Genomic DNA, 26,448 nt, shown 5'->3' on the forward strand with positions numbered 1-26,448 from the left:
ATGAGGTTCTGCTTGCCACAGTCGCTATTTGAACCGCTGGCCCTCTCCCCCTGCCCCTCTCCCGCCATGCGGGCGAGGGGAGCAAACCAGCAGGGTCGTTTCAGCGTGACGGCAGATAATTCGCCGGATTCATTGGCTTGCCGTTGCCGCGCACTTCGAAATGCAGTTCGCTGGCATTGGTCATGCTGCCGATGTCTTGCCCGGCCGCGACGCGCGCGCCTTCCTTTACCAGGGTCTTGTCGAGGTTGCCGTACACGGTCAGCCAGTCGTCGTTGTGCTTGACGATGACAAGCTGGCCATAGCCGCGCAGCGTGCCGACGTGGATCGCCCAACCCGCGGCAGCGGCGCGCACCGTGCCGCCGGCTGGCACCTCGATGCGCAGGCCCTTTTCGGCCGGCGGTGCATAGCGGCCCGTGATGCGGCCATCGGCCGGCCACTGCAGGCTGATCGCGCTGGCGGGTGGCTTCGACGGCGTGGTGTCCGGGCTGCGGGCGGGCGTGTCCACGACGGCAGGCTTGTCGGCAGCCTTGGCGGCCGACAGCCCGGCTCCAGCCGGTGGCTTGACGCGAATCAACTGCCCGACTTCAATCTGGTTGCTGTCGGGCAGGTTGCTCCAGCGCGACAGTTCCGCCACCGAGCGGTTGTGGCGCCGGGCAATCGAATACAGCGTATCGCCGCGCTCGACGCGGTAGTAGCCTTCGGGTGCCGGCTCGCTCGGCACGGTGCCGCAGGCGGCCAGCAGCGCGGCCATGGAAAGCGCGGCCAACCGGCCCAGCGCGCGGCGGCGGTACCCGCCCGTTCTATCGTGGTGTGCTGTCATGCGTCCGGTAATGCTCCTGATCGTGGGCGCTATTGTCGCCCAAGTCGCGCAAAGTCTTGCAATAGACCGTTCGCAACTCGAACAGTTCGCACGCATTGTGCGGGCAGCGGGCCGATCCGGTCCGGAAATGCTGCGCCGATCCGCTATAATTCAACGTTTTTCAAGCGCAGGAATCTCAATTTCAATGGAAGCAGAACGCCTCAACGCCATCTCCGGTGCCATCTCCGATCTCCGTTCGCGAACGGAAGATCTACGGGGGTATCTTTGACTACGATGTCAAAGAAAACCGCCTAGACGAAGTCAACGGACTGCTGGAAGACCCTGCGGTCTGGAACAACCCCAAGCGCGCCCAGGACCTGGGCAAGGAAAAGAAGGCCCTGGAAGCCGTCGTGCAGACGCTCGGCAAGCTCACCGACGACCTCAGCGGCACGGACGAGCTGTTCGAACTCGCGCGCGAGGAAGGTGACGACGAGACGCTCGAATCGATCGAAACGGACGTGCAGGGCTTCGAGGCCATCGTCGCGGACATGGAATTCCGCCGCATGTTCTCGGGCGAGATGGACCAGGCCAATGCGTTCATCGACATCCAGGCCGGCGCCGGCGGTACCGAGGCGTGCGACTGGGCCTCGATGCTGCTGCGCCAGTACCTGAAGTACTGCGAGCGCAAGGGCTTCAAGGCCGAGGTGCTGGAAGAGTCCGAAGGCGACGTGGCCGGCATCAAGAGCGCGACGATCAAGATCGAAGGCGAATACGCTTTCGGTTACCTGCGCACGGAAACCGGCGTGCACCGCCTGGTGCGCAAGTCGCCGTTCGATTCGTCGGGCGGGCGCCATACGTCGTTCTCGTCGGTGTTCGTCTACCCCGAGGTGGATGAGTCGTTCGAAGTGGAAGTCAACCCGGCCGACCTGCGTGTGGACACGTACCGCGCATCGGGTGCCGGTGGCCAGCACATCAACAAGACCGATTCGGCCGTGCGTATCACGCATATTCCGACCGGTATCGTCGTGCAGTGCCAGAACGACCGTTCGCAGCACCGCAACCGTGCCGAAGCCATGTCGATGCTGAAGTCACGCCTGTACGAGCATGAGATGCGCAAGCGCCAGGCCGAGGCCGACAAGCTCGAAGCCGGCAAGACCGATGTGGGTTGGGGCCACCAGATCCGCTCGTACGTGCTGGACCAGAGCCGCATCAAGGACCTGCGCACCAATGTGGAAATGTCCAACACGCAGAAGGTGCTCGACGGCGATCTCGATCCGTTCATCGAGGCCAGCCTGAAACAGGGCCTGTAAGCGCCGCAAGACCTGCGACAGACCCGCGAGGTAACGCCGCGCCAATGTCTCGATGCATTGGCGCGGCGTTACCGCAACGACCCAGCCATCCACCCGAAGCCGTTTCACAGAACAAGGTCCACCTCATGACCACCGGAACGCCCCGCTCCACCCACCTCTACATCGTCACCGGCTCCTCGCGCGGCCTGGGCGCGGCACTCGTGCGTGCGCTGCTCAAGCCGGGCAACCGCGTCATTGCTGTAGCCCGCAGCCGCAACACCGAACTCGAAGCCGAAGCAACGGCCAGCGGTGTGCCGGTAGCCTGGCACCTGCAGGATCTGTCGCAGCCGGGCCCTTCGGCCGGCTGGCTGGCCAGCGTGCTCGAGGCCGTGGACGATGCGCCGGCCAGCGTGACGCTGGTCCTGAACGCAGGCGTGGTGGAACCGATCGGCCCGATCACCGAGCTCCATGAGAATTCGCTGGTTCCGCATCTGCAGACCAACCTGGTCACGCCGATGACGATGACGGGCGCGTTTATCGAAGGCAGCGCGCGCTTCGATTGCCCGCGCAAGGTGCTGGCGATCTCGTCGGGCGCGGCACGCAATCCGGTACCGGGCTGGAGCGCGTACTGTGCCGGCAAGGCTGGCCTGGACATGTTCATCCGCTCGGTCAACGCCGAGTACGCGGGCCTGCCCGACGGGCGCGCGGTACGCGCCGTGGCACTGGCTCCGGGCGTGGTGGATACCGGCATGCAGGAAACCATCCGCGGCGCCGATTTCGCGCAGGTGCAGCGCTTCCGCGACCTCAAGGCCAACGACCAGCTGGCATCGCCGGTGGACGTTGCCCAACGTATCGTCACCTATCTCGACCGCGCCGATTTCGGCAAGACCGAACTCGACGACATTCGCAACTATTGAACCGACTGACGCGCGGGGCCCGCTCCGCGCGACCGAATCCCACATCATGACTGAACCGACCCGCACGCCAGCCGGCACGCCTGCCGCAGAAGCGCCTGCCGTAGACGAGAACAAGATCATCGCTGAGCGGCGCGAGAAATTGCAGGCCCTGCGCGAGCAAGGCATTGCCTTCCCCAACGACTTCCGTCCGACACACCAGGCCGGCGCCCTGCACGCCCAATATGGCGAGACCGACCAGGCAACGCTGGAAGCGAGCCCGGTTGAAGTGTCCATCGCCGGCCGCATGATGCTCAAGCGCGTGATGGGCAAGGCCAGCTTTGCCACCGTGCAGGACGGCAGCGGCCAGATCCAGTTCTACATCACGCGCGACAAGGTGGGCGAGGATGTCTACGCCGCGTTCAAGCATTGGGACCTGGGCGACATCATCAGCGCGCGTGGCGAGCTGTTCCGCACCAACAAGGGCGAACTGTCGGTACAGGTGCGCGAACTGCGCCTGCTGTCGAAGAGCCTGCGCCCGCTGCCGGACAAGTTCCACGGCCTGGCCGACCAGGAAACCAAATACCGCCAGCGTTATGTGGACCTGATCGTCTCGCCTGAAACGCGCGACACGTTCCGCGCCCGCACCAACGCCATGTCGTCGCTGCGCCGCCATATGGCCGATGCAGGCTTCATGGAAGTGGAAACGCCGATGCTGCACCCGATTCCGGGCGGCGCGGCAGCCAAGCCGTTCATCACGCACCACAACGCGCTGGACATGCAGATGTTCCTGCGCATCGCGCCCGAGCTCTACCTGAAGCGCCTGATCGTGGGCGGCTTCGAGCGCGTGTTCGAGATCAACCGCAACTTCCGTAACGAAGGGGTGAGCCCGCGCCACAACCCCGAGTTCACGATGATGGAGTTCTACGCGGCCTACACGGACTACCGCTGGCTGATGGACTTCACCGAGAACCTGATCCGCCAGGCGGCAATCGACGCGCGCGGCAGCGCCACGCTGACCTACCAGGACCGCGAACTGGACTTGTCGAAGCCGTTCCACCGCCTGACGATCTGCCAGGCGATCCAGAAGTTCGCACCGGAGTACACCGATGCGCAACTGGCCGATGCAGATTTCCTGCGTGGCGAACTGAAGGGCAAGTTCAAGATCAACACCGCCGCGCCGCAGTTCCTGAACGCGGGCCTGGGCACGCTGCAACTGGTGCTGTTCGAGGAAACCGCCGAATCGCAACTGTGGGAGCCGACCTTCATCGTCGACTACCCGGTTGAAGTGTCGCCGCTGGCGCGCGGTTCGGACACGCAGCCCGGCATCACGGAACGCTTCGAGCTGTTCATCACGGGTCGCGAGATCGCCAATGGCTTCTCGGAGCTCAACGATCCGGAAGACCAGGCTGAACGCTTCCGCAAGCAGGTCGAACAGAAGGATGCCGGCGACGAGGAAGCGATGTACTTCGATGCCGATTACATCCGCGCGCTCGAGTACGGCATGCCTCCGACCGGCGGCTGCGGCATCGGCATCGACCGCCTGGTGATGCTGCTGACCGATAGCCCGAACATCCGCGACGTGATCCTGTTCCCGCATCTGCGCCGGGAAGATTGAACGGCTTCTGCAGCAACGCGGTGCAATTCGCGATCTTTCGTTGATTGAACCGCTGACCCTCTCCCCCAGCCCCTCTCCCGCGTGCGGGAGAGGGGAGCTTTCAGCAGCAAGTGTTACATCATCGCTGCGCTTTCCCTCCGCACTCATCCAACACACTGATTTTCATAGGTTTTCTGGGCTACAGATCCTTACAAAATCAAACGGATTTCATTCGCCGATTCAGACAGACTTGAGATATCCGCTGCGCAACACGCAGTGAATCTGGAGAACAACAAATGTCTGGTCCGCAAACCCTTCCTACCCTGCCGCCATCGCGTCGCCTGCATCCGCTGCTGGGTGCGGCTGCCGTGGCCGTGGTAGTTGCCAGCCTGACCGCAGTAGCCGCTGTTACGGGCGTATTGCCGCTCGGCAATGCCACACAGGGCACGCGCGATGCCGGCCCGCAGTACAGCACCACGCAATCCACCGCACCCATGACCAGCCAGGCCCCGGCTCCGGGATCCACTACCCGCCCGCCGGCCTATGAGAGCCAGCAGGCCCAGGTGCAACCGCAGGCTGAACCCCGGCCCGCCGCAGCGCCGAGCCATACGGCCGGACACGTGACGGGCGTGCAGGTAGTGGAAGCAGAGAAGCCTACCAGTGGGCTCGGCGCGGTCGGTGGCGCGGTAGTGGGCGGCCTGCTCGGCAACCAGATCGGCAACGGCAATGGCCGGATTCTGGGTACCGTGGCCGGTGCGGCAGCGGGCGGTTTCGGCGGCAATTACGCCGAGAAGAAGCTGAATACCAACAAGTCGTACCGCGTCAGCGTGAAGATGGACGATGGCTCGCGCCGCACCTTCACTTACCAGAACCCTCCGGGAGTTGATGTGGGCCAGCGCGTGCACCTGGAGCGCGGGGTGCTCGTAACCGGCTGACACAGGCCGACACACTCAAAACCGCACGAAATATTCCGCGTTACCAAGCACACACAGAAGGCCGGCATTTTGCCGGCCTTCGTGGTTATGATGGCCTACTACGCGTATCTCCCGCGCCAATCGGCCAATCATGCAACCTGAAATCGCCTTTTCCAGATCGCAGCGCCTGTGCGCGAAGGTTTGCGTGACTGCATTGCTGTTGGGTACGTCAATATGGTCGACGACGGTGCGCGCGCAGGAAGCACTGGTACTGGGCGGACTGCAACGCACCGATACCGGCGGCGAAACCAGCTATGGCTATGCCTATAGCTACCAGCACAACCTGGCCGAAAACTGGTATGCCTCGTTCACGTACCTGAACGAGGGTCATGTCACGAATCACCATCGGGATGGCCACAGCGTACAGCTATGGTGGCGCTATCCATTTGCCGACCGGCACTTCAACCTGGCGGTCGGCGCCGGTCCCTACCGCTATTTCGACACTACCGATCGCAACGCCGATGGCAGTTCCGACGACCACCATGGCTGGGGCCTGCTGGCCAGCGTGTCGGCTACCTGGTATGTCAACGGTGGGCCGTGGATGGTACAGGCACGCTACAACCGCACGCAAACGCCGTCGAGCATCAAGACCAATACCTTGCTGGTCGGCGTCGGCTACCAGCTCGATCGCGGCGACCGGGGCGGGCCTGTGGTGCCCCCACCATCGCGCACTGACAAGGTCACGCAGAATGAGCTGACGGTGTTCCTGGGCCAGACCATCGTGAACACCTTCGACTCGCAGACGTCATTTGCCAAGGCTGTCGAGTATCGGCGCGGACTGGCCCGCTATGTGTCGGGCACGCTGAGCTATATCAATGAGGGGGAGAACTCTGCCCTGCGTCGCAATGGCTTGGCCGCGCAGCTATGGCTTGAACGTGCGTTCTTCGGCGATGCGTTGACGCTCGGCGTGGGCGCCGGGCCCTACTATGCGATCGATCTCAGCGAACGCGGCCGCAGCGGAACAGACGACCCTTCACGCTGGTCGGGCCTGCTGACGATGTCGGCAAGCTACCGCATCAGCCAGCACTGGCTGGCACGGGTATCGTGGAATCGGACGGTGACGGGATATGACCGGGACACGGATGTGTTCCTGGCAGGTGTGGGATACCGGTTCTGATATCCACCTTTCTCTCCCGCAGCGGCGGGAGAGAAAGAAAGCCTTGTGCAGGCTTGTACAGACTTACGCGGCTTCCTCGATCCAGGCAGCCTGGATGGCCTCGAGGATCTTCTCGCCCGAACGCTCGGGCAGGTCGCTGAAACCGTCGAGTTCCAGCACCCACTGGCGCAGTTGCGTGAAACGCACCATCACCGGATCGACATCAGGAAACTTGTCGTACAGTGCGGCGGCGATATCGTAGGTATCGGTCCATTTCATGGCTTAGTGACCTTCCTTGGCATGATTGATCGTGTACTTCGGAATCTCGACGGTCAGGTCGGTGTCGGCCACCAGTGCCTGGCACGACAGCCGCGACTTGGGCTCCAGCCCCCACGCCTTGTCGAGCAGGTCTTCCTCTTTCTCTTCGGCGTCCTCGAGCGAGTTGAAGCCCTCGCGCACCACCACGTGACACGTGGTGCAGGCGCACGATTTCTCGCACGCATGCTCGATGTTGATATTGTTGTTCAGCAGCGCGTCGCAAATGCTGGTACCGGTGCTGGCTTCGAACACAGCGCCTTCGGGACACAACTCGACGTGTGGCAAAACGATGATCTGTGGCATTTCTATCCTGTTCTCTCTGAAGCAGCAGCGGCGCTCAGCCGAGCTCCTGCACCTTCTTGCCGGCCAGTGCGCTCTTGATCGAGCGGTCCATGCGGCGTGCGGCGAATTCATCGGTACCGTGCGACAACTGCTCCACGGCGGCCTTGATCGCGTGATGATCTTCACCGCCGGCAATCTCGCGCACCTTGCCGATCAGCGCATCGACGGCTACGCGCTCGTCGGGTGACAGCAGATCGCCATCGACGTCCAGCGCACGCGTGGTGGCTTCGACCAGACGCTCGGCCTCGACGCGTTCCTCGGCCAGCGCGCGACTCTTCATGTCGTGTTCTGCCTCGCGGAAGCTCTCCTGCAGCATGCGCGCGATATCGTCGTCGGCCAGACCGTATGACGGCTTGACCGACACCGAGGCTTCCACGCCCGAATTGGTCTCGCGGGCAGACACCGAGAGCAGGCCATCCGCATCGACCTGATAGGTCACGCGAATGCGTGCCGCACCTGCCACCATCGGCGGAATGCCACGCAGCTCGAAGCGCGCGAGCGAACGGCAATCGCTGGCCAGTTCGCGCTCGCCTTGCAGCACGTGAATGGCCATGGCGGTCTGGCCGTCCTTGAACGTGGTGAATTCTTGCGCGCGCGCCACGGGAATCGTGCTGTTGCGCGGGATGATCTTCTCGACCAGCCCACCCATGGTCTCCACGCCCAGCGACAGCGGGATCACGTCGAGCAGCAGCCAGTCGTCGCCCGGAGCATGATTGCCGGCCAGCAGGTTGGCCTGCATCGCGGCACCGAGCGCCACTACCTTGTCCGGATCGAGGTTGGTCAGCGGCTGCTGGCCAAAGTACTCGCCCACGGCCTTGCGGATGGCCGGCATGCGCGTGGCACCGCCCACCAGCACCACACCTTTCACGTCGTCAGGGGTCACGCCAGCGTCGCGCAGCGCCTTGCGCACCGGCGCCAGCGTCTTCTGCACGAGGTTGGAGGTGATCCCGATAAAAGTTTCCGCGTCCAGGGGCAAGTGCACGATCTCGCCGCTCGTCAGCACGGCGTCGATGACCGTGCTGTCGCTGGACGACAGCGCTTCCTTGGCCGCGCGCGAACGCACCATCAGCAAACGCGTGTCTTCGGCCGACAACGGCTGCAGGCCGGCTTGCTCGACGATCCAGCACAGCAGGCGCTGGTCGAAATCGTCGCCGCCAAGCGCGGAATCGCCGCCAGTCGACATCACCTCGAACACGCCCTTGGTCAGCTTGAGCACCGAGATATCGAACGTGCCGCCACCAAGGTCGTACACCGCGTAGATACCTTCGGCGGCGTTGTCGAGACCGTAGGCAATCGCGGCCGCGGTCGGCTCGTTGAGCAGGCGCAGCACATCGAGCCCGGCCAGTTGCGCCGCATCCTTGGTGGCCTGGCGTTGCGCGTCGTCGAAGTACGCGGGCACCGTGATCACGGCACCGACCAGGTCATCGCCCAGTGAATCCTCGGCGCGCTGGCGCAGCGTGGCCAGGATCTCGGCGGACACCTCGACCGGGCTCTTGATGCCGGCCGCGGTCTTCAGCTGCAACATGCCCGGCGCATCGACAAAGTCGTACGGGCTATGCTCGATATTGGCCACGTCGCGCAGGCCACGGCCCATGAAGCGCTTGGCCGAGATGATCGTGTTCTTGGGGTCGCGCACCGCCTCGTCCTGGGCCTTGTAGCCAATGTGCGCGGTGCCGTTGGGCAGGTAGCGCACCACTGACGGCAGCAACGCGCGGCCACTTTCGTCGGGCAGGACTTCGGGAATGCTGTTGCGCACGGCCGCCACCAGCGAATTGGTGGTGCCGAGGTCGATACCGACTGCCAGCCGGCGCTGATGCGGCGCCGGGGACATGCCGGGTTCTGAAATCTGGAGCAGTGCCATGGGAATCTTCTAATCTTCGAGTCGATCGATCGCCTCGCTGGCGTCGTGCTCGATCTTCTCGATAAACATCAGCTGGCGTGCCGCGGCGCCGGCGGCATCGTTGTCGCCCGCGTCGAGCAGCGCGCCCAGCGCCGCGTGGCGTTCGCGCTTTTCCTGGCGCAGGCTGCGCAGCAGGCCGTCGAGCTGGTCCACCGCGCGCGCCTCTACCGCATCCTGCAACGCCTCGCGCCATTCCATCTGCTGCATCAGGAAGGCCGGCGCCATCGCCGTATTGCTTTCGGCCTGGATATCGACACCGCGCAGGTGCAGCAGGTAGATCGCGCGCTTCAACGGCTGGCGCAGCGTGCGGTAGGCCTCGTTGGCATGCGCGGCCCACTGCATGGCCACGCGCCGTTCGGCATCGCCGGCATTGGCGAAGCGGTCGGGGTGCGCCTGCGACTGGACCGTGCGATAGGCCGCGTCCAGCGCGGCCTCGTCCACTTCATAACGGGCAGGCAGCCCGAACAGCGAAAAGAAATCGTCTTTCAAAGCGCGTCTTTCAAAAGCTTTCCCAACAAAAAGGAGCGGCCATGCCGCCCCTTGTCGTGTTGCCGCGCCCCGCTTTGAAACAACGCGGGCGCGGCACAGGCCGTCAGACCCGGAACGACTCGCCGCAGCCGCACTCGTCCTTGACGTTCGGATTGTTGAACTTGAAGCCTTCGTTCAATCCCTCGCGTGCGAAATCGAGTTCGGTACCGTCGATATATGCCAGGCTCTTCGGATCCACGATCACCTTGATGCCATGCGACTCGAATACCTGGTCTTCTGGCTGAACCTCGTCCACATACTCGAGCTTGTACGCCAGGCCCGAGCAGCCGGTGGTCTTCACGCCCAGGCGCAGGCCCAGGCCCTTGCCGCGACGTTCCAGGTAGCGGGCGACGTGCTTCGCCGCCTTTTCGGTCATTGTGATCATCTTTGCCTTGCTGTCGAACGCCACGCGCGGCGGATCCCACCGCACGCAGCCACACCAACCATCTGAAGCGGAACGCGCCTGTCAGGCAGCCTTCTGCTCGGCACCGCCGTGCTTCTTCTTGTAATCCTCGACGGCCGCCTTGATGGCATCTTCCGCCAGGATCGAGCAGTGGATCTTCACCGGCGGCAGCGCCAGTTCCTCGGCGATCTGCGTGTTCTTGATTTCCAGCGCCTGGTCCACGGTCTTGCCCTTGACCCATTCGGTCACCAGCGACGACGACGCGATGGCCGAGCCGCAACCGTAGGTCTTGAACTTGGCGTCTTCGATCACACCAGCTTCATTCACCTTGATCTGCAGCTTCATCACGTCGCCGCAGGCCGGGGCGCCGACCATGCCGGTACCCACCGCGTCGTCGTTCTTGTCGAAAGAACCGACATTGCGCGGATTTTCATAGTGGTCGAGAACCTTGTTGCTGTAAGACATTTTGGCTACCTCTGACGAATCTTTATGGGGTTTTTCTTGTTGCTGCGGGCTGCGTTCAGTGCGCGGCCCACTGGATCGAATTCAGGTCGACGCCATCCTTGAACATTTCCCACAGCGGCGACAGGTCGCGCAGCTTGCCGATCTTGTTCTTGAGCAGCTCGACGGTGTAGTCGACCTCGGCTTCGGTCGTGAAACGGCCGACCGTGAAGCGGATCGAGCTATGCGCCAGCTCGTCGTTGCGGCCCAGGGCGCGCAGCACGTACGACGGCTCCAGCGAGGCCGAGGTGCAGGCCGAGCCCGACGACACGGCCACGTCCTTGATGGCCATGATCAGCGACTCGCCTTCGACGAAGTTGAAGCTGACATTGAGGTTGTGCGGCACGCGATGTTCCATCGAACCGTTCAGGTACACCTCTTCCATCGACGACAGGCCATTCCACAGGCGGTCACGCAGCATGCGGATACGCTCGTTCTCGGTGGCCATTTCCTCGCGAGCCAGGCGGAACGCTTCGCCCATGCCGACGATCTGGTGCGTGGCCAGCGTGCCCGAACGCATGCCGCGCTCGTGGCCGCCACCGTGCATCTGCGCCTCGATGCGCACGCGCGGCTTGCGACGCACGTACAACGCGCCGATGCCCTTCGGACCATAGGTCTTGTGGGCCGAGAACGACATCAGGTCGCACTTGAGCGTGGCCAGGTCGATCTTGACCTTGCCGGTGGCCTGCGCGGCGTCGCAATGGAAGATGATGCCCTTCTCGCGGCAGATCTCGCCAATCTGTTCGACGTCCTGGATCACGCCGATCTCGTTGTTCACCAGCATCACCGACACCAGGATCGTGTCCGGGCGGATCGCCTGCTTGAACACATCCATGTCGATCAGGCCGTCATCCTTGACGTCGAGGTACGTGACCTCGAAGCCCTGGCGCTCCAGCTCACGCGTGGTGTCCAGCACGGCCTTGTGCTCGGTCTTCACGGTGATGATGTGCTTGCCCTTGCCCGAGTAAAAATTGGCCGCGCCCTTGATGCCAAGGTTGTCCGACTCGGTCGCGCCCGACGTCCACACGATCTCGCGCGGATCGGCGCCCACCAGTGCGGCGACCTGCTCGCGCGCCTCTTCCACCGCGCGCTCGGCATCCCAGCCATAGGCGTGGCTGCGCGAGGCCGGATTGCCGAACTGCTCGCGCAGGTACGGAATCATCTTGTCCGCCACGCGCGGGTCCACCGGCGTGGTGGCCGAGTAATCCATGTAGATCGGGAAATGTGGGGTGGTGCTCATCGTTATGACTGCCTTATAGGGGTCGCTTATTGCGTAATGCCTACCGATAGTTTAGTGCGGCTACTGCAACCTTGCTCAGGACTGCGCAAGGCTGAATACCGAATTGACCATGCGGGGGTGGGCGGGCTTTTCCTTTTTATCGGATTTGCCACGCGACACGGCCACCGGTTGCTGCGCGGCGTCTTCGCGCATGTCGCGCAACACAGCGGGCTGGCGCTCGCGTTGCTGGTCAACCAGGTTCTTCAGGGAGACGGAATCGAGATACTCGACCATTTTCTGGTTCAGCGTGGCCCACAGCTCGTGGGTCATGCAGCGACCAGTGCCTTCGTCTCCGTTACAATTGCCCTTTCCACCGCATTGGGTGGCGTCGAGCGGTTCGTCCACGGCGATGATGATGTCCGCCACCGTGACGTCCTCCGCCTTGCGCGCAAGGCTGTATCCACCGCCCGGGCCGCGCACGCTTTCCACGATCTCGTGACGGCGCAGCTTGCCGAACAGCTGCTCCAGGTAGGAGAGGGAAATCTTTTGCCGCTGGCTGATGCCTGCCAATGTGACAGGTCCCTGATCCTGGCGCATGGCCAGGTCGATCATGGCGGTTACCGCGAAACGGCCTTTGGTGGTCAGTCTCATGATGCTCGGGGAGGGAATACTTGAGAATTTCGCTCGAGTTTAAATATCCCGACTAAATCAGTCAAGTACCTCTTGCTGCAATGCAGTGTTCCGCCAGCTATAACGATGGGGTCGCGGCCGGGTTCGAGCCGGTCTTCTGGCGCGGTGGCACCAGCAACGACAACGGGTGCCGGAGGATGCGCCGGCGCACCGCGGCCACGAGTGCCTTGCGGTCGACCCGACGCAGATTGCGTGAGCGCAGCGCCATATAGAAGGCCAGCGCAAAACTCACCACCACGTTCAACACGCCCATCAGCGCAATGCCGGCCACTGCCAGCCACAACGCCGGCATGCGCAGCGCATCGAGCCCCAGCACCCCTATCGCGGTCCCCACCGAACCGGTGGAAAGCGTCACGTGCCGCACCTCGACATGGGGCCCGACAAAGCTCAGGATCTCCGGCCCCAGGCCCAGCAGGAACCCGAGCGAGACATTGGCCGTGATGCCTGACACATTGCGCTTCCAGAAATCGGCCATGCGCATCGCGCCATGCTGGCCGAAGACATAGCGTAGCCGCCGGTTATAGGCCATCACGTCATGGACGCGATGGAGCGCGAACCAGTTGTCGGCCCAGCCGGCAATCAGGCTCGACAACCAGAGCAGCACCCCGGTGAAGATCGCGTAGAACGGCGTGGGCCCGAGGATCGAGAACGACTCGATCGTGGCAATCGCCTTGGCCGGCGTGATCAGGTTGGTGTTGAGCAGCTTGGCCGCCAGCCACTGGATGATCAGCGCCACCGGAAACACCACTGACAGGTTGCCGAAGATCGCGGCCGCATTCGAGCGGATCATCGCGATCGTGTCGTCGACAAACAGCTCGCGCCCTTCGGGCCGCCCCACCCCGTCGAGCCGATGCGCGAGCGCGGGCCCGGTCATGGCCGGCTGCTTGGTAGCCAGCGTGAAGTGCGCGAAATGGATCGCCAGGAAGCTGCCCGCGTAGTTCAGCGACGCCAGGAAGCCCTCGACGAACTTGTCGAGATGCAGGCCGTAGATCAGGAACTTCAGGTAGACCGTCAGCACGGTCACGAGTCCGCCACCGGCAGCCGCGCGCATCAGTTCGCCATATTCCTTGCGGTCGCGCGTGATGTAGTGCTCGCCAGTCTCGGCCGAACGCTCCACGACCTTGCGCGCCAGTTGCGCGAACGATGTGCCCAGCAGATGGCCGACACTGCGCCGGGCCTGGGTGGAACGGATCAGCTCGGCAACCAGGTGCGCGTGGCGCTCGTGATGCGACGGATCGACCCATGCGTTGAGCAGCAGGTCGATACGCGCCAGGCGGGCCTTCATCCGCTCGATCTGGAACACTACCTCGACCGATACGCCATTTTCCTCGAGGTCCTCGTAGACCTGGCGCGCCGCCGTCAGGCAGCCATCGAGCAAGGCGCGCAGATAGTTCAGGCGGTGCCCGAATACTTCATCGGTGTGCGTCAGCCCTTCTTCACACAAGGCCGCGACGGCCGTATCGAGCCGGAAGAATGGCGTCTCCTCCACGCGCCCGTGCAGACGCGAACGTATCGCCTGGCTGAGCCCGGTTGCCTTGACCTGGCTGACCAGCACCTGAATGCTGGTCAGCAGCGCGGCCTCCCGCGCCGTGCGGAAGCGCTCGGCGCCTTCTTCGGCTCCGGCCAGCACCGCGCCAGCCAGCCGTTCGACAAGTTCCTTGTCCAGCGCATCGACCCAGGCCGCATCGTTCTCGTCGAGGAAAACCTGCGCGAACAGCCCGGCCATATCGCCGCGATTCGGTGGAGGCGGCAGAAAATGGGCCTGCAGCCGGTCAAGCATCTCGCTCCAGATACCGGGGTGGGAGGCCACGCCGGTATCGCAGAACAATGAGGTGGGATCGTTATCGCGCACGATCGATCGTACGGTGCGCGCGAATGATTCGGCCCAATCCGGATGCCGCGCCAGCACCTGCAGCAGGTAGCGCAGGCGTACGTGCGCGGGATAGCTGCGTGCGCCGGACACCTCGTCAGCGGGCTCGCCGCCGAGCTGACCGTCGCGTCGCAGCCAGTAACCAAGTTCGATCAGCCACGCATTGCGGTCTGCCAGCGGCGCCTCGGCGTCGGCCGCGGCCAGGATGGTATCGAGTTGCAGGCTGGCATTGCGAGATTCGCGCCACTTGCGCCATTTGTGGAACAGCGAACGCACCATCAGGCCAACTTCTGCTTGAGCACGTCGACCAGGCCGTCGCAGGCATCCTCGATATAGTCGAGCACGCGCTCGAAGCCATCGCCCTCGCCGTAGTAGGGATCGGGCACTTCGTCGGCCCGGTGGTGCGTGGCGAAGCTCATCAGCAGGCGCAGGCGGTCCGGGCTGACCTCGGGATGCAGCCGGTGCAGCGCCGACAGATTGGCGTGGTCCATCGCCAGCACCAGGTCAAAGCGCTCGAGATCGGCCCGGCCCACCTGCCGCGCACGCAGCGCGGACAGGTCGTAGCCGCGCTGCAGCGCGTGGCGCTGGCTGCGCGCGTCCGGTGCACGGCCCACGTGATAGTCATGCGTGCCGGCCGAATCCAGCTCGACACGATCGGTCAGGCCCGCGGCCTGCAGTTTGGCGCGCAGGACACCCTCCGCCGTCGGGGAACGGCAGATATTGCCCATGCAGCACATCAGGATTGCGTATTTTTTCATCGGCGCCGATTTTACCGCCCGAAGGCCATCCGCAAAACTGACGCCGTGCAAGCCAACGCTAGAGTTGCTCCGCGAGTAGCTTGCCGCGCGCGAATCCGGCGACCTCGGCCTCCTCGGGCGTCTTGTAGTGTTCAGTGGGTGGGGCCGTTTCGACGAGCGTGCCGGCCGCGCGGATATTCGTCCCCTTGCGGCAGACCCGTACGGTGTAGTCCCATTCGATCGGTGAACGAGGTTTCACCAGCACCTGGATCTCGTGCGTTTCGTAAACCTTCTTCTTCCACTCGCTGCTATAGGCCATTCGTTGTCTCCTGGCCGGCTGTGTCTTATACCAACCCCAGGCCCGGGCTAGTTCACTTCGCCGGCATCTATGGTACGCATGGCTTCGGCTTCAGCCAGGGCAAGCGCTGCCTCTGGCGTTTCTGCCGCGCCGGTCTCTGTTTCAAACGTCGGTCCGCCCGGTTCGCCAAACGCATCGGCAATGGTCAACACCCCGGCAAAACCACCGCCCGCATGCGGAATTGCGCGGGCCACGACTGCATAACCACCATATTCGAACTGTGTCACCATGGCACGCTCCTGGTCGGTAATCGGGCGCCCTGCGCGTGGCGGGCTGCCCAATCACTATAGGATGCCGTGGCGCAACATGCGCACCGCGTGCCGCTCGGGAAAATCCTCAGCTTGACGGCGGAAGCAGATGGTCGCCCTCGGCACTCGCGCCAAACACCTGGGCACGCAGCTTGGCCAGCTGGTCGCGCACCTGTGCGGCCTTCTCGAACTCCAGGTTCTTGGCATGGTCGAGCATCTGCTTCTCCAGGCGCTTGATCTCCTTGGCCACCTGCTTCTCGCTCATGTCCTCGTATTTCGCCCGCTCGGCGGCGGCGCTCAGTTCGGCCTTGACCTCGTCGGCGTCGTACACGCCATCGATAATGTCCTTGATGCGCTTGACCACGCCACGCGGCGTAATGCCGTGCGCTTCGTTGTGCGCCATCTGCTTCGCGCGGCGCCGCTCGGTCTCCTGGATCGCGACCTTCATCGAGTCGGTCATGCGGTCGCCGTAGAGGATGGCGGTGCCATTGACGTTACGTGCCGCGCGCCCGATGGTCTGGATCAGCGAGCGTTCCGCGCGCAGGAAACCCTCCTTGTCGGCATCGAGAATGGCCACAAGCGACACTTCGGGGATATCGAGGCCCTCGCGCAGCAGGTTGATGCCCACCAGCACATCGAACGTACCGAGGCGCAGGTCACGGATGATCTCCACGCGTTCCACGGTATCGATATCCGAATGCAGGTAGCGCACCCTGATGCCGTTTTCCGACAGGAACTCGGTCAATTGTTCGGCCATGCGCTTGGTCAGCGTGGTCACCAGCACGCGCTCGTTGACCTTCAGCCGCTCATGAATCTCACTGAGCAGATCATCGATCTGCGTGGTAGCCGGGCGTACGTGGATGATCGGGTCGACCAGGCCGGTCGGACGCACCACCTGCTCCACCACCTGCCCCGCATGTTCCTTCTCGTAGTTGGCCGGCGTGGCCGTGACAAATACAGCCTGGCGCATCTTGCGCTCGTATTCGTCGAACTTGAGCGGCCGGTTGTCCAAGGCCGAAGGCAGCCGGAAGCCATACTCGACGAGCGTGGTCTTGCGCGCGCGGTCGCCGTTGTACATGCCATTGAGCTGTCCGATCAGCACGTGCGATTCGTCAAGGAACATCAGCGCATCGGGCGGCAGGTAATCGACCAGCGTCGGCGGCGGCTCACCGGGCTTTGCGCCGGACAGGTGCCGCGAATAGTTCTCGATGCCCTTGCAGAAGCCCAGTTCCGAAAGCATTTCCAGGTCGAAGCGCGTGCGCTGCTCGAGCCGTTGCGCCTCCACGAGCCGGTTCTCCTTATAGAAGAAATCGAGCCGCGCGCGCAATTCGACCTTGATCTCCTCGATCGCGCGCAGCACGGTTTCGCGCGGCGTCACATAGTGGCTCGACGGATAGACCGTGAAGCGCGGAATCTTCTGGCGCACGCGGCCGGTCAGCGGATCGAAGAACTGCAGCGAATCGATCTCGTCGTCGAACAGTTCCAGCCGCACCGCCATCTCCGCATGCTCGGCAGGGAAAATATCGAGCGTATCGCCGCGCACGCGGAACGTGCCGCGCTGGAAATCGGTCTCGTTGCGCGTGTACTGCATCGCGATTAGCCGCGCGATCACGTCGCGCTGGCTGATCTTGTCACCGGTGCGCAACGTCAGGATCATCTGATGGTATTCGCTCGGATTGCCGATACCGTAGATGGCCGACACAGTCGCCACGATGATCGTGTCGCGCCGTTCGAGCAGGCTCTTGGTGGCCGACAGCCGCATCTGCTCGATATGCTCGTTGATCGACGAGTCCTTCTCGATAAACAGGTCGCGCTGCGGCACATAGGCCTCAGGCTGGTAGTAGTCGTAGTAGCTGACGAAGTACTCGACCGCATTGCGCGGAAAGAACTCCCGGAATTCCGAATACAACTGCGCCGCCAGCGTCTTGTTCGGCGCGAACACGATGGCCGGCCGGCCCATGCGCGCGATCACATTGGCCATCGTGAACGTCTTGCCCGACCCCGTCACGCCCAGCAGCGTCTGGTACGACAGGCCGTCCTCCACACCTTCCACCAGTTGGCGAATGGCCTCGGGCTGGTCGCCGGCGGGCAGGTACGGCTGGTACAGGTGGAACGGCGACCCTGGAAAAGTGACGAATTTATCTTCGTCCAGGGGCGGGGCGACTTCAGCGAGATTCGTCATAAACGTAGGGGAAATACCTGAGGAAAACTGGCGGATACGCTAGAATCTTGGGGTTGCGCGGATCGGTTCAAGCCCAGTGTGCCCGAGGCTGCTGTCAGGTTCTGTCAGTAGTGTCAGGATGCTGCCGCAGAAGTGTTCCGCCGCAGCCACAGCGCAGTCCGAAGCATTCTACGCCCTCCGTTTTGTTACACAGCTGACCACGAGATCCCAAATGAGTTTGTTTTCTGCCGTCGAGATGGCCCCGCGCGACCCGATCCTGGGCCTGAATGAAGCATTCAATGCCGATACGCGTTCCACCAAGGTGAATCTGGGCGTTGGCGTGTACTTCACCGACGAAGGGAAAATCCCGCTGCTGCGCGCCGTACAGGAAGCCGAGAAGGCCCGCCTGACCACCGCCACCCCGCGTGGCTACCTGCCGATCGAAGGGATCGCCGCCTATGACCAGGCCGTGCAGACCCTGCTGTTCGGCAAGGAATCGGCGCTGATCACCGAAGGCCGCGTCGTGACGGCGCAGGCACTCGGCGGCACCGGTGCCCTGAAGATCGGCGCCGACTTCCTGAAGCGCCTGTACCCGAACGCATCGGTGGCCATCAGCGACCCGAGCTGGGAAAACCACCGCGCGCTGTTCGAAGCCGCCGGCTTCCCGGTCGTGAACTACACCTACTACGACGCCCCGACGCACGGCCTGAATTTCGCCGGCATGGTGGAATCGCTGAAGTCGTACCCGGCCAACACCATCGTCGTGCTGCACGCCTGCTGCCACAACCCGACCGGCGTGGACCTGAACGACGCGCAATGGAAGCAGGTGGTGGAACTGGTCAAGGAACGCAACCTGATCCCGTTCCTGGACATGGCCTACCAGGGCTTTGCCGAAGGCATCGAACCGGACGGCGCCGCAGTGCGCCTGTTCGCCGATTCGGGCCTGCCGTTCTTCGTGTCGAGCTCGTTCTCGAAGAGCTTCTCGCTGTATGGCGAGCGCGTGGGCGCCCTGTCGATCGTGACCACGGGCAAGGAAGAAGCCCAGCGCGTGATGTCGCAGATCAAGCGTGTCATCCGCACGAACTACTCGAACCCGCCGACCCATGGCGGCACCGTGGTAGCCACCGTGCTGAACAGCCCGGAACTGCGCGCCATGTGGGAGCAGGAACTGGCCGAAATGCGCGACCGCATCAAGCTGATGCGCAATGCACTGGTGGACAAGCTGGCTGCCAAGGGCGTGCCCGGCGACTTCTCGTTCGTGAAGGCCCAGCGCGGCATGTTCTCGTACTCGGGCCTGACCTCGGCCCAGGTCGATGTGCTGCGCAATGAACACGGCATCTACGCCGTGGGCACCGGCCGTATCTGCGTGGCCGCGCTGAACAGCCGCAATATCGACGCCGTGGTCAACGCGATCGCCGCCGTTTATTAAGCCGTAAGGCAATAGCGCCACACCGGGCGGTTGCACCAAAAAGCAACACCCGGATCGGTGGAACGACAAAAAGGCGCCCTGGAAGCCACTCCAGGGCGCCTTTTTTATCGATGCAGGTGGATGTCATCCGAATTTAGCGCCAATGTCCTATTGTCTTCCCCGCTTGCTGGCGTAACTTGGAAGTGTATGCTTCAAAGCACGATCGTTCGATTGCGGGCATAATCAGTTGCGCGACAAGCACTCGCGACAAGAAAGGCTAGACAGGTACCAGCATGCTTTACCAACTGCATGAATTCCAGCGCTCGATGCTGAACCCGCTGACCGCGTGGGCCCAGGCGACCGCCAAGACATTCCACAACCCCCTCAGCCCCCTCTCGCTGATACCAGGCGCGCCCCGGATGGCCGCGGGCTATGAGCTGCTATACCGGCTCGGCAAGGAATACGAGAAGCCGTCCTTCGACATCAAGAACGTGCGCTCCAACGGGCGCGATATTCCGATCGTCGAACAGACCGTGCTCGAAAAGCCATTCTGCAAGCTGGTGCGCTTCAAGCGCTACGCGGATGACCCGGCGACCATCAAGCTGCTCAAGGATGAGCCCGTGGTCCTGGTCTGCGCGCCGCTGTCAGGCCATCACGCCACGCTGCTGCGCGACACGGTCCGCACGCTGCTGCAGGATCACAAGGTTTATGTCACCGACTGGGTGGATGCGCGCATGGTGCCGGTGGAAAACGGCGCCTTCCACCTTTCGGACTACGTCTACTACATCCAGGAGTTCATCCGCCATATTGGCGCGGAAAACCTGCATGTGGTCTCGGTGTGCCAGCCCACGGTGCCGGTATTGGCCGCGATCTCGCTGATGGCTTCGGCCGGCGAGAAGACCCCACGCACGATGACGATGATGGGCGGCCCGATCGATGCGCGGAAGAGCCCCACCGCGGTCAACGGCCTGGCCACCAACAAGTCGTACGAGTGGTTCGAGAACAACGTGATCTACACGGTGCCGGCCAACTATCCTGGCCATGGCCGCAAGGTCTACCCGGGCTTCCTGCAGCACGCCGGCTTCGTGGCGATGAATCCGGACCGCCATCTGTCATCGCACTATGACTTCTACCTGAGCCTGGTCGAGGGCGATGCGGACGACGCCGACGCGCATGTGCGTTTCTACGATGAGTACAACGCGGTGCTGGACATGGCGGCCGAGTACTACCTCGACACGATCCGCGAAGTGTTCCAGGAATTCCGCCTCGCCAATGGCACGTGGGAAATCGACGGCGAGCCGGTGCGTCCGCAGGATATCAAGGGCACCGCACTGCTGACGATCGAAGGCGAGCTCGACGACATTTCTGGCGCGGGACAGACGGCCGCAGCGCATGACCTGTGCGAGGGCATTCCGAAAGCGCGTAAGCAACACATTACCGCGCCGAAGTGTGGCCACTACGGGATCTTCTCTGGCCGACGCTGGCGCGAGAATATCTATCCGGAGCTGCGCGACTTCATCCGCAAGCACTAAGCGGAACGTCGACCAGAACGAAGAACGCCTGCGCATATCGCGCAGGCGTTTTTGTTTGCAGCGGGCACCGCCGGGTTATCGGCGGCTATCGCGGGTTATCGCCGCTTATCGATTCGTCAGGTACGACAGCAGCATGTCGGTATGCAGTTCGGCAAAGCGGGCGTGCTCTTCCTCGGACGCCACGTCGCGGCCGATCACGGCACTGATGGTGTAGCGGTTCGACAGCACGTAGTAACCGAGCGCCGAAATCGTCAGGTAGAACTGCGGCACGTCGATATCGTCGCGGAATACACCCTGCTTCTGGCCACGCCGGATGATCTCCGCGAGCACATCCACTATCGGGTTGATCAGCTGGTTCAGTTGCGGTGATTTCTTCAGATGGCGCGCCTCGTGCAGGTTCTCGCTGTTCACCAGGCGGATGAACTCGGGGTGCGCGTAGTACCAGTCCCAGACAAAGCGGGCCAGCGTGCGGACTCCCGCCACGGGGTCCTCGTCGACGATATGCAGCTGCTCTTCCGCGGCGCGAAATTCGGCGTACTGCTTTTCGAGCACCGCCAGGAACAACCCCTCCTTGCTACCGTAGTAGTAGTACAGCATGCGCTCGTTGGTCTCGGCGCGGCGGGCAATCTGGTCGACGCGTGCGCCAGCCAGCCCCCCCTTGGCAAATTCCTCGGTGGCGGCGGCCAGAATGCGCCGGCGCGTGCCTTCAGGATCCCGCTTCGTTCTTGGCTCGTTCGACATGAATATCTGATCTGTCAGTTGCGCGGATTATGGCACAGCCCGTCACCCGCCCCCTGGTACCTCTCCCATACGGGTGACGCAGCATCATCGCCTTTTATGCACTGCGACGAAATCGGGGATAATCCTTGCCGCACACGCGTCCGGCAGAGACGCGCCAGATTCCAGTCGTCCCCCGATTCCGTCTTGCTGTCGTGACCAATACCCCCGCCAACGCCGCCAGTAGCCTGGCTGACCGCCTTGAAGCCCTGCTGCCACAAACCCAATGCACCAAGTGCGGGTTCGATGGCTGCCGTCCCTACGCCGAAGCCATGGCCCGGGGCGAAGCCGACAGCAACCGATGCCCGCCCGGCGGCGCCGAGGGCATTGTGCGGCTGTCGGCGGTGCTGGGCGTGGTGCCGCTGCCGCTGGACCCGGAAAGCGGTGTGGAACACCCGCGCGCGGTGGCCCGCATCGACGAATCGCTGTGTATTGGCTGCACGCTGTGCATCCAGGCCTGCCCGGTCGATGCCATCGTCGGTGCGGCCAAGCAGATGCATACGGTGCTGCCCGACTGGTGCACCGGCTGCGACCTGTGCGTGGCGCCCTGCCCGGTCGACTGCATCGCCATGATCCCGGTCACCGGCGCCGATACCGGCTGGGCCGCGTGGTCGCAGGAACAGGCCGATACCGCCCAGGCGCGCTACGTGGCGCGCAAGAGCCGGCTGGTGCGCGAGCGCGAGGAGAACGAAGCGCGCCTGGCCGCCAAGGCCGCGGCCAAGCTCCAGGCATTGCAGGCCGAGGCCGTTGCCAGCGACGCCGAACTGGCCGCGCAGGCGCGCAAGAAAGCGATTATCGAAGCGGCGATCGAACGCGCGCGCCAGAAGGCCGCCGCCGTCAAGCCACGTAATACCGAAAACGTGTCAGCCGCCGTGCAGGCGCAGATCGATGCGGCGGAAGCACGCCGGGCCCGGCTCGGCGCCATGCCGGCCAGCGACCACAAAGACAGCGACAAGAACGACCCTCAACGATGAACCCCGTCAAGCGCCTTGCCATTTTCGAAACCCTGCGGGATGTCAATCCGACCCCGGAGACCGAGCTCGAATACAGCTCGCCGTTCGAACTGCTGATTGCCGTGCTGCTGTCGGCGCAGGCCACCGATGTGGGCGTGAACAAGGCCACGCGCAAACTGTTTCCGGTCGCCCATACGCCGCAGCAGATCCTGGAGCTGGGCGAGGCTGGGCTGATCGACTACATCAAGACGATCGGGCTCTACAAGACCAAGGCCAAGCATGTCATGGAAACGTGCCGCATCCTGGTGGAACAGCACGCGGGCAAGGTGCCGCCGGTGCGCGAGGCACTGGAGGCGCTACCCGGCGTAGGCCGCAAGACCGCCAACGTGGTGCTCAACGTGGCGTTTGGCCATCCGACGATTGCGGTCGACACGCATATCTTCCGCGTCGCGAACCGCACGGGCCTGGCGCCGGGCAAGAACGTCGATGCGGTCGAGCACAAGCTGCTGAAGGTAGTGCCGAAGGAATTCCTGCATGACGCGCACCACTGGCTGATCCTGCATGGGCGCTATGTCTGCAAGGCGCGCAAGCCCGAGTGCTGGCATTGCGCGATCGAACCCTTGTGCGAGTTCAGGGAAAAGACCGCGGCGCCGAAGGCGTAGGGTTGGTCAGCACCAGCGCCAGTTGCAGCGCGGTGCGCGCCACGGTGTCGACATCGGGTGCGTAGCCGTTGCGGATCCAGTACAGCGCCACATGCACGATACCGCCTGCCACGCCGGCCGCCAGCATGGCATCGGTCGTGGCGCCCGGCGGTAGCAACGTGCGCGCCAGCAGTGCGCCGAAATCGCATAGCGAAACCGCCAGCGCTTCGTCCACGAGCTTGCTGACTCCGCGAATCTCTACCAGGAACACGCGCGCCGAGCGCGGCTCGCATTGCAGCGCACCAAAATAGGCGCGCAACATGGCCATCACGCGTTGTTCTCCGCCGCCCCCTGCCGCCTCGCCGGCCTGCGCCAGCGTTTGAAGCAGCCGGTGCGTGACCGTTTCATACGACGCCAGCAGCAACGCTTCGCTATTCGCAAATGATTCGTAGAAGTAGCGCTCGGTCAGGCCCGCGGCTTCGCACACGGCCTTGACCGTGGCGTTCTGGTAGCCGCGCTCGCCATATACCCGCACGGCGGCGGCAATCAGCTGCTCACGCCGCTGGGCGCGGCGCTCTTCGGCCTCGGCGCCGCGATAGCGGCGTGCGGGAGATAGCTCGGTGGTCATGGCGGCCATTATGACATTCCCTATTGTCAGATTGCTTCTGACAATCTATGTTGTCAGAAACGCAACTCATCCGGGTTCCCGTCATGACCGCCCCTTTTTCCGAAGACGCAGTCCTTGATGTCCTGATCGTGGGTGCCGGCCTGTCCGGTATCGGCGCTGCCCGCCAACTCCAGGAACGTTGCCCCGGCAAGCGCTACGCCATTCTGGAAGCACGCCAGGCGATTGGCGGCACGTGGGACCTGTTCCGCTACCCCGGCATCCGCTCCGACTCCGACATGTACACGCTGGGCTACCGTTTCAAGCCCTGGCGCGGTGCCAAGGCGATTGCGGACGGTCCGTCGATTCTGGCCTACATCCGTGAAACCGCCGAGGAGGCGGGCATCACGCAGCACATCCGCTTCGGGCACAAGGTAGTGGGCGCGAACTGGAACAGCGACGACGCATGCTGGACCGTCGAGGCGGAACGCGCGACCGACGGCACCCGGCAACGGCTGCGGGCACGCCTGCTCTATGTCTGTGCCGGTTACTACAGCTATGCCGAAGGCCATCGTCCGGCGTTTCCCGGCGAGGAAAATTTCCGTGGCCGCATCGTGCATCCGCAGTTCTGGGACCCGTCGCTCGACTACACCGGCAAGCGCGTGGTGGTGATCGGCAGCGGCGCCACCGCGGTCACGCTGGTGCCGGCCATGGCGCCCACCGCCGCGCACGTAACGATGCTGCAGCGCTCGCCGACATATATCGTCACGCGGCCCGGCGAAGATGCCCTCGCACACAAGCTGCGCCGCGTATTGCCCGAGCGCCTTGCCTACCGCGCCACGCGCTGGAAGAACGTGCTGCTGGGCATGTTCTTCTTCCAGCTGGCGCGCCGCCGGCCCGAAAAGGTCAAGGAGCGCATGATCGGCATGGCCGCCGCGCAACTCGCGCCGGGCTTCGACGTCGGTACCCATTTCACGCCGCGCTACAACCCGTGGGACCAGCGTGTCTGCCTGGTGCCCGACGGCGACCTGTTCCGCGAAATCCGCGACGGCCGTGCCTCGGTGGTCACCGATACCATCGAGCGCTTCACCGAGAACGGCATCGAACTGGCGTCGGGCAAGCAGCTGCCGGCCGATATCGTCGTGGTGGCTACCGGCCTGAAGCTCAACATGCTTGGCGATATCGCGCTGAACGTGGACGGCCATGCGCGCCGCCCATCCGAATCGCTCGCCTACAAGGGCATGATGCTCAGCAACGTGCCCAACCTGGTACTGGCGTTCGGCTATACCAATGCGTCATGGACGCTCAAGGCCGATCTCACGGCCGAGTACGTCTGCCGCCTGCTGCGGTACATGGAGCGGCACGACTATCGCATTGCCGTGCCGCATGTCGATGCGGGCGTGGAAGGCGCGCCATTCCTGGATTTCACGTCGGGCTATGTGCAACGTGCCGCCGCCGTGCTGCCAAAGCAGGGACATCGCAAACCGTGGCGCGTGTACCAGAATTACCTGATGGACATGCTGACGATCCGCCATGGCCGTCTTGACGATGGCGTACTGCGGTTCGACCGCGTGCAATCCGCCACAATGCCGAACAACGATCCGCTTGCCGAGGCCCAATCTTGAACCTGCCACTCCTGCTTGCCGCCGTTGCGGTAGCGCTGTCCGTCGCGCTGTTCGCGCTATTCGCGCTGCTATTCCTGTTTACCTGGCACACCACGCGCAAGATCGAAGCCGCGCTGCCGCCCACCGGCCAGTTTGTCGAGGTGCCCGGCGCCCGGCTGCATGTGGTCGAGCGCGGCCAGGGCCCCACGATACTGCTGGTGCATGGCCTGTCGGGCCAGTTGGCCAACTTTGACTACGGCATGATCGAGCCCCTGTCGCGCGACTTCCGCGTGGTTGCCGTGGACCGCCCCGCGGCGGGCTGGTCCACTCGCACGGCGGGCGCCGCGGCAGACCTGCGCGCGCAGGCCGACACGCTCGCCGCATTGATCGACAAGCTCGGACTCGGGCAACCGCTCGTGGTGGGCCACTCGCTGGGTGGCGCGATCTCGCTGGCGCTGGCGACCTATCACCCGGAACGCGTGGGCGGGCTCGCGCTGATCGCGCCGCTCACGCATCCGCCCGAGGAAGTGTCACCCGTTTTCAAGGCGATGACGGTGCCAAGCGCATGGGTTCGCAAGCTGATCGCGTGGACACTGCTGATCCCGATGTCGATCCGCAACCGCGCACAGGTCATGGATATCGTCTTCGGCCCCGATCCCGTACCGCATGACTTCCCCACCCGCGGCGGCGGCCTGCTGGCGCTGCGGCCCAGCCATTTCCTTGGCGCGTCGGAAGACCTGCTCGGTGCCGCACATAGCCTGCCGCCGTTGTTGCCGCGTTATGCCGATCTGCGCGTGCCCGTCAGCATCCTCTATGGCCGCGAAGACCGCATCCTCGACTACGCGCAGAATGGCGAAGCCTTCGTTGCCAGGTTGCCTGGTGCCAGGCTGACGCTCGTGAACGGCGGACATATGCTGCCAGTCACTGCGGTCGATACCAGTGTCGCATTTGTACGCAGCGCGGCAGCCCGCCTGCATGAAGCCGTACCTGCCTGACCCACCTTCCA

At 63.7% G+C, this 26,448-nt stretch carries 27 protein-coding genes; 11 read left to right on the forward strand and 16 right to left on the reverse strand.

Annotated features, from left to right (window positions below):
• Positions 1–100: 100 nt before the first annotated feature.
• On the reverse strand, positions 101–820 hold the full coding sequence (locus ACO550_RS30165) for a peptidoglycan DD-metalloendopeptidase family protein (RefSeq protein WP_315598019.1): 720 nt from the start codon (positions 818–820) through the stop codon (positions 101–103).
• Positions 821–1,004: 184 nt separating this feature from the next.
• On the opposite strand from ACO550_RS30165, the gene prfB reads away from it, so the two are divergent.
• From prfB to ACO550_RS30190, 5 genes are all read left to right on the forward strand, one after another.
• Positions 1,005–2,109 (forward strand): peptide chain release factor 2 gene (prfB, locus tag ACO550_RS30170; protein ID WP_315598020.1). Its coding sequence is split into 2 segments (ribosomal slippage): positions 1,005–1,085 and positions 1,087–2,109, totalling 1,104 coding nucleotides; the frame shifts between segments, so codons are not numbered across the junction.
• A 125-nt stretch (positions 2,110–2,234) separates the two neighbouring features.
• The gene (locus tag ACO550_RS30175) at positions 2,235–3,005 is read left to right on the forward strand and encodes an SDR family oxidoreductase (RefSeq protein WP_315598021.1); all 771 of its coding nucleotides are present in this window, start codon (positions 2,235–2,237) and stop codon (positions 3,003–3,005) included.
• A gap of 46 nt (positions 3,006–3,051) precedes the next feature.
• Positions 3,052–4,599 carry a lysine--tRNA ligase gene (gene lysS, locus ACO550_RS30180; RefSeq protein WP_315598022.1) on the forward strand — a complete coding sequence of 516 codons (1,548 nt, stop codon included), beginning with the start codon at positions 3,052–3,054 and terminating at the stop codon, positions 4,597–4,599.
• A 275-nt stretch (positions 4,600–4,874) separates the two neighbouring features.
• Positions 4,875–5,513 (forward strand): glycine zipper 2TM domain-containing protein, encoded by a 639-nt coding sequence (locus ACO550_RS30185; protein WP_315598023.1) that lies wholly within the window; start codon positions 4,875–4,877, stop codon positions 5,511–5,513.
• Positions 5,514–5,697: 184 nt separating this feature from the next.
• Positions 5,698–6,669 carry a hypothetical protein gene (locus tag ACO550_RS30190; protein ID WP_315598024.1) on the forward strand — a complete coding sequence of 324 codons (972 nt, stop codon included), beginning with the start codon at positions 5,698–5,700 and terminating at the stop codon, positions 6,667–6,669.
• A 63-nt stretch (positions 6,670–6,732) separates the two neighbouring features.
• Here the strand turns inward: ACO550_RS30190 and iscX are convergent, their stop codons facing one another.
• The 13 genes from iscX to uvrB all read right to left on the reverse strand — a co-directional run bounded on the left by iscX (position 6,733) and on the right by uvrB (position 17,944).
• Positions 6,733–6,927, reverse strand: coding sequence for a Fe-S cluster assembly protein IscX (gene iscX / locus ACO550_RS30195; protein ID WP_315598025.1), 195 nt, complete (start codon positions 6,925–6,927; stop codon positions 6,733–6,735).
• Positions 6,928–6,930: 3 nt separating this feature from the next.
• On the reverse strand, positions 6,931–7,269 hold the full coding sequence (gene fdx, locus ACO550_RS30200; protein WP_315598026.1) for an ISC system 2Fe-2S type ferredoxin: 339 nt from the start codon (positions 7,267–7,269) through the stop codon (positions 6,931–6,933).
• Positions 7,270–7,303: 34 nt separating this feature from the next.
• Positions 7,304–9,169, reverse strand: coding sequence for a Fe-S protein assembly chaperone HscA (hscA, locus tag ACO550_RS30205; RefSeq protein ID WP_315598027.1), 1,866 nt, complete (start codon positions 9,167–9,169; stop codon positions 7,304–7,306).
• Positions 9,170–9,178: 9 nt separating this feature from the next.
• Positions 9,179–9,697, reverse strand: coding sequence for a Fe-S protein assembly co-chaperone HscB (gene hscB / locus ACO550_RS30210; RefSeq protein WP_315598028.1), 519 nt, complete (start codon positions 9,695–9,697; stop codon positions 9,179–9,181).
• A 103-nt stretch (positions 9,698–9,800) separates the two neighbouring features.
• Positions 9,801–10,121 (reverse strand): iron-sulfur cluster assembly protein IscA, encoded by a 321-nt coding sequence (iscA, locus tag ACO550_RS30215; protein ID WP_315598029.1) that lies wholly within the window; start codon positions 10,119–10,121, stop codon positions 9,801–9,803.
• Between the two features lie 81 nt (positions 10,122–10,202).
• Complete coding sequence (gene iscU / locus ACO550_RS30220; RefSeq protein WP_061956036.1) at positions 10,203–10,604, reverse strand: Fe-S cluster assembly scaffold IscU; 402 nt, start codon at positions 10,602–10,604, stop codon at positions 10,203–10,205.
• Positions 10,605–10,659: 55 nt separating this feature from the next.
• A complete protein-coding gene (locus ACO550_RS30225) occupies positions 10,660–11,880 on the reverse strand; it encodes an IscS subfamily cysteine desulfurase (RefSeq protein ID WP_315598030.1) in 1,221 nt (406 codons plus the stop codon).
• 75 nt (positions 11,881–11,955) lie between these two features.
• A complete protein-coding gene (gene iscR, locus ACO550_RS30230; protein WP_315598031.1) occupies positions 11,956–12,510 on the reverse strand; it encodes a Fe-S cluster assembly transcriptional regulator IscR in 555 nt (184 codons plus the stop codon).
• A 97-nt stretch (positions 12,511–12,607) separates the two neighbouring features.
• The gene (locus tag ACO550_RS30235) at positions 12,608–14,698 is read right to left on the reverse strand and encodes a site-specific recombinase (protein WP_315598032.1); all 2,091 of its coding nucleotides are present in this window, start codon (positions 14,696–14,698) and stop codon (positions 12,608–12,610) included.
• The gene (locus tag ACO550_RS30240) at positions 14,698–15,177 is read right to left on the reverse strand and encodes an arsenate reductase/protein-tyrosine-phosphatase family protein (RefSeq protein ID WP_315598033.1); all 480 of its coding nucleotides are present in this window, start codon (positions 15,175–15,177) and stop codon (positions 14,698–14,700) included. The genes ACO550_RS30235 and ACO550_RS30240 overlap by 1 nt, the downstream gene beginning before the upstream one ends.
• Positions 15,178–15,235: 58 nt before the next feature.
• Entirely contained in the window at positions 15,236–15,475 is a 240-nt protein-coding gene (locus tag ACO550_RS30245; RefSeq protein WP_315598034.1) for a hypothetical protein, read from the reverse strand.
• Positions 15,476–15,522: 47 nt separating this feature from the next.
• Positions 15,523–15,744 (reverse strand): hypothetical protein, encoded by a 222-nt coding sequence (locus tag ACO550_RS30250; protein WP_315598035.1) that lies wholly within the window; start codon positions 15,742–15,744, stop codon positions 15,523–15,525.
• A gap of 106 nt (positions 15,745–15,850) precedes the next feature.
• Positions 15,851–17,944, reverse strand: coding sequence for an excinuclease ABC subunit UvrB (gene uvrB, locus ACO550_RS30255; protein ID WP_315598036.1), 2,094 nt, complete (start codon positions 17,942–17,944; stop codon positions 15,851–15,853).
• Between the two features lie 211 nt (positions 17,945–18,155).
• On the opposite strand from uvrB, the gene ACO550_RS30260 reads away from it, so the two are divergent.
• Together ACO550_RS30260 and ACO550_RS30265 are read left to right on the forward strand one after the other, a co-directional pair.
• Positions 18,156–19,352: an aromatic amino acid transaminase gene (locus tag ACO550_RS30260; RefSeq protein ID WP_315598037.1), complete on the forward strand. Its 1,197-nt coding sequence runs from the start codon at positions 18,156–18,158 to the stop codon at positions 19,350–19,352.
• Between the two features lie 272 nt (positions 19,353–19,624).
• Positions 19,625–20,863, forward strand: a complete 1,239-nt coding sequence (locus ACO550_RS30265; protein ID WP_485995059.1) for a polyhydroxyalkanoate depolymerase — start codon at positions 19,625–19,627, stop codon at positions 20,861–20,863.
• A gap of 105 nt (positions 20,864–20,968) precedes the next feature.
• On the opposite strand, the gene ACO550_RS30270 is transcribed toward ACO550_RS30265, so the two are convergent.
• On the reverse strand, positions 20,969–21,604 hold the full coding sequence (locus ACO550_RS30270) for a TetR family transcriptional regulator (protein WP_315598069.1): 636 nt from the start codon (positions 21,602–21,604) through the stop codon (positions 20,969–20,971).
• 191 nt (positions 21,605–21,795) lie between these two features.
• Here ACO550_RS30270 and rsxB point away from each other — a divergent pair, with 191 nt between their 5' ends.
• A complete protein-coding gene (gene rsxB, locus ACO550_RS30275) occupies positions 21,796–22,614 on the forward strand; it encodes an electron transport complex subunit RsxB (protein ID WP_315598070.1) in 819 nt (272 codons plus the stop codon).
• Entirely contained in the window at positions 22,611–23,255 is a 645-nt protein-coding gene (nth, locus tag ACO550_RS30280; protein WP_315598071.1) for an endonuclease III, read from the forward strand. The genes rsxB and nth overlap by 4 nt, the downstream gene beginning before the upstream one ends.
• Here the strand turns inward: nth and ACO550_RS30285 are convergent.
• Positions 23,224–23,871: a TetR family transcriptional regulator gene (locus ACO550_RS30285; protein WP_315598072.1), complete on the reverse strand. Its 648-nt coding sequence runs from the start codon at positions 23,869–23,871 to the stop codon at positions 23,224–23,226. The genes nth and ACO550_RS30285 overlap by 32 nt on opposite strands.
• 74 nt (positions 23,872–23,945) lie before the next feature.
• Here ACO550_RS30285 and ACO550_RS30290 point away from each other — a divergent pair, with 74 nt between their 5' ends.
• Both ACO550_RS30290 and ACO550_RS30295 read left to right on the forward strand, forming a co-directional pair.
• Positions 23,946–25,463 carry an NAD(P)/FAD-dependent oxidoreductase gene (locus tag ACO550_RS30290; RefSeq protein WP_315598073.1) on the forward strand — a complete coding sequence of 506 codons (1,518 nt, stop codon included), beginning with the start codon at positions 23,946–23,948 and terminating at the stop codon, positions 25,461–25,463.
• Positions 25,460–26,437 carry an alpha/beta fold hydrolase gene (locus ACO550_RS30295; RefSeq protein ID WP_485995060.1) on the forward strand — a complete coding sequence of 326 codons (978 nt, stop codon included), beginning with the start codon at positions 25,460–25,462 and terminating at the stop codon, positions 26,435–26,437. The genes ACO550_RS30290 and ACO550_RS30295 overlap by 4 nt, the downstream gene beginning before the upstream one ends.
• Positions 26,438–26,448 lie beyond the last annotated feature (11 nt).

It is taken from the genome of Cupriavidus sp. (genome assembly GCF_057315035.1).

Coding starts and splice junctions, on each gene's coding strand:
- iscX (WP_315598025.1), bottom strand. CDS start 6,927: ATGAAATGGACCGATACCTACGATATCGCCGCCGCACTGTACGACAAG.
- ACO550_RS30260 (WP_315598037.1), top strand. CDS start 18,156: ATGAGTTTGTTTTCTGCCGTCGAGATGGCCCCGCGCGACCCGATCCTG.
- ACO550_RS30285 (WP_315598072.1), bottom strand. CDS start 23,871: ATGGCCGCCATGACCACCGAGCTATCTCCCGCACGCCGCTATCGCGGC.
- ACO550_RS30235 (WP_315598032.1), bottom strand. CDS start 14,698: ATGGTGCGTTCGCTGTTCCACAAATGGCGCAAGTGGCGCGAATCTCGC.
- lysS (WP_315598022.1), top strand. CDS start 3,052: ATGACTGAACCGACCCGCACGCCAGCCGGCACGCCTGCCGCAGAAGCG.
- iscR (WP_315598031.1), bottom strand. CDS start 12,510: ATGAGACTGACCACCAAAGGCCGTTTCGCGGTAACCGCCATGATCGAC.
- iscU (WP_061956036.1), bottom strand. CDS start 10,604: ATGTCTTACAGCAACAAGGTTCTCGACCACTATGAAAATCCGCGCAAT.
- iscA (WP_315598029.1), bottom strand. CDS start 10,121: ATGATCACAATGACCGAAAAGGCGGCGAAGCACGTCGCCCGCTACCTG.
- ACO550_RS30185 (WP_315598023.1), top strand. CDS start 4,875: ATGTCTGGTCCGCAAACCCTTCCTACCCTGCCGCCATCGCGTCGCCTG.
- ACO550_RS30240 (WP_315598033.1), bottom strand. CDS start 15,177: ATGAAAAAATACGCAATCCTGATGTGCTGCATGGGCAATATCTGCCGT.
- fdx (WP_315598026.1), bottom strand. CDS start 7,269: ATGCCACAGATCATCGTTTTGCCACACGTCGAGTTGTGTCCCGAAGGC.
- ACO550_RS30225 (WP_315598030.1), bottom strand. CDS start 11,880: ATGAGCACCACCCCACATTTCCCGATCTACATGGATTACTCGGCCACC.
- ACO550_RS30175 (WP_315598021.1), top strand. CDS start 2,235: ATGACCACCGGAACGCCCCGCTCCACCCACCTCTACATCGTCACCGGC.
- ACO550_RS30245 (WP_315598034.1), bottom strand. CDS start 15,475: ATGGCCTATAGCAGCGAGTGGAAGAAGAAGGTTTACGAAACGCACGAG.
- nth (WP_315598071.1), top strand. CDS start 22,611: ATGAACCCCGTCAAGCGCCTTGCCATTTTCGAAACCCTGCGGGATGTC.
- hscA (WP_315598027.1), bottom strand. CDS start 9,169: ATGGCACTGCTCCAGATTTCAGAACCCGGCATGTCCCCGGCGCCGCAT.
- ACO550_RS30265 (WP_485995059.1), top strand. CDS start 19,625: ATGCTTTACCAACTGCATGAATTCCAGCGCTCGATGCTGAACCCGCTG.
- ACO550_RS30165 (WP_315598019.1), bottom strand. CDS start 820: ATGACAGCACACCACGATAGAACGGGCGGGTACCGCCGCCGCGCGCTG.
- ACO550_RS30270 (WP_315598069.1), bottom strand. CDS start 21,604: ATGTCGAACGAGCCAAGAACGAAGCGGGATCCTGAAGGCACGCGCCGG.
- uvrB (WP_315598036.1), bottom strand. CDS start 17,944: ATGACGAATCTCGCTGAAGTCGCCCCGCCCCTGGACGAAGATAAATTC.
- ACO550_RS30250 (WP_315598035.1), bottom strand. CDS start 15,744: ATGGTGACACAGTTCGAATATGGTGGTTATGCAGTCGTGGCCCGCGCA.
- ACO550_RS30290 (WP_315598073.1), top strand. CDS start 23,946: ATGACCGCCCCTTTTTCCGAAGACGCAGTCCTTGATGTCCTGATCGTG.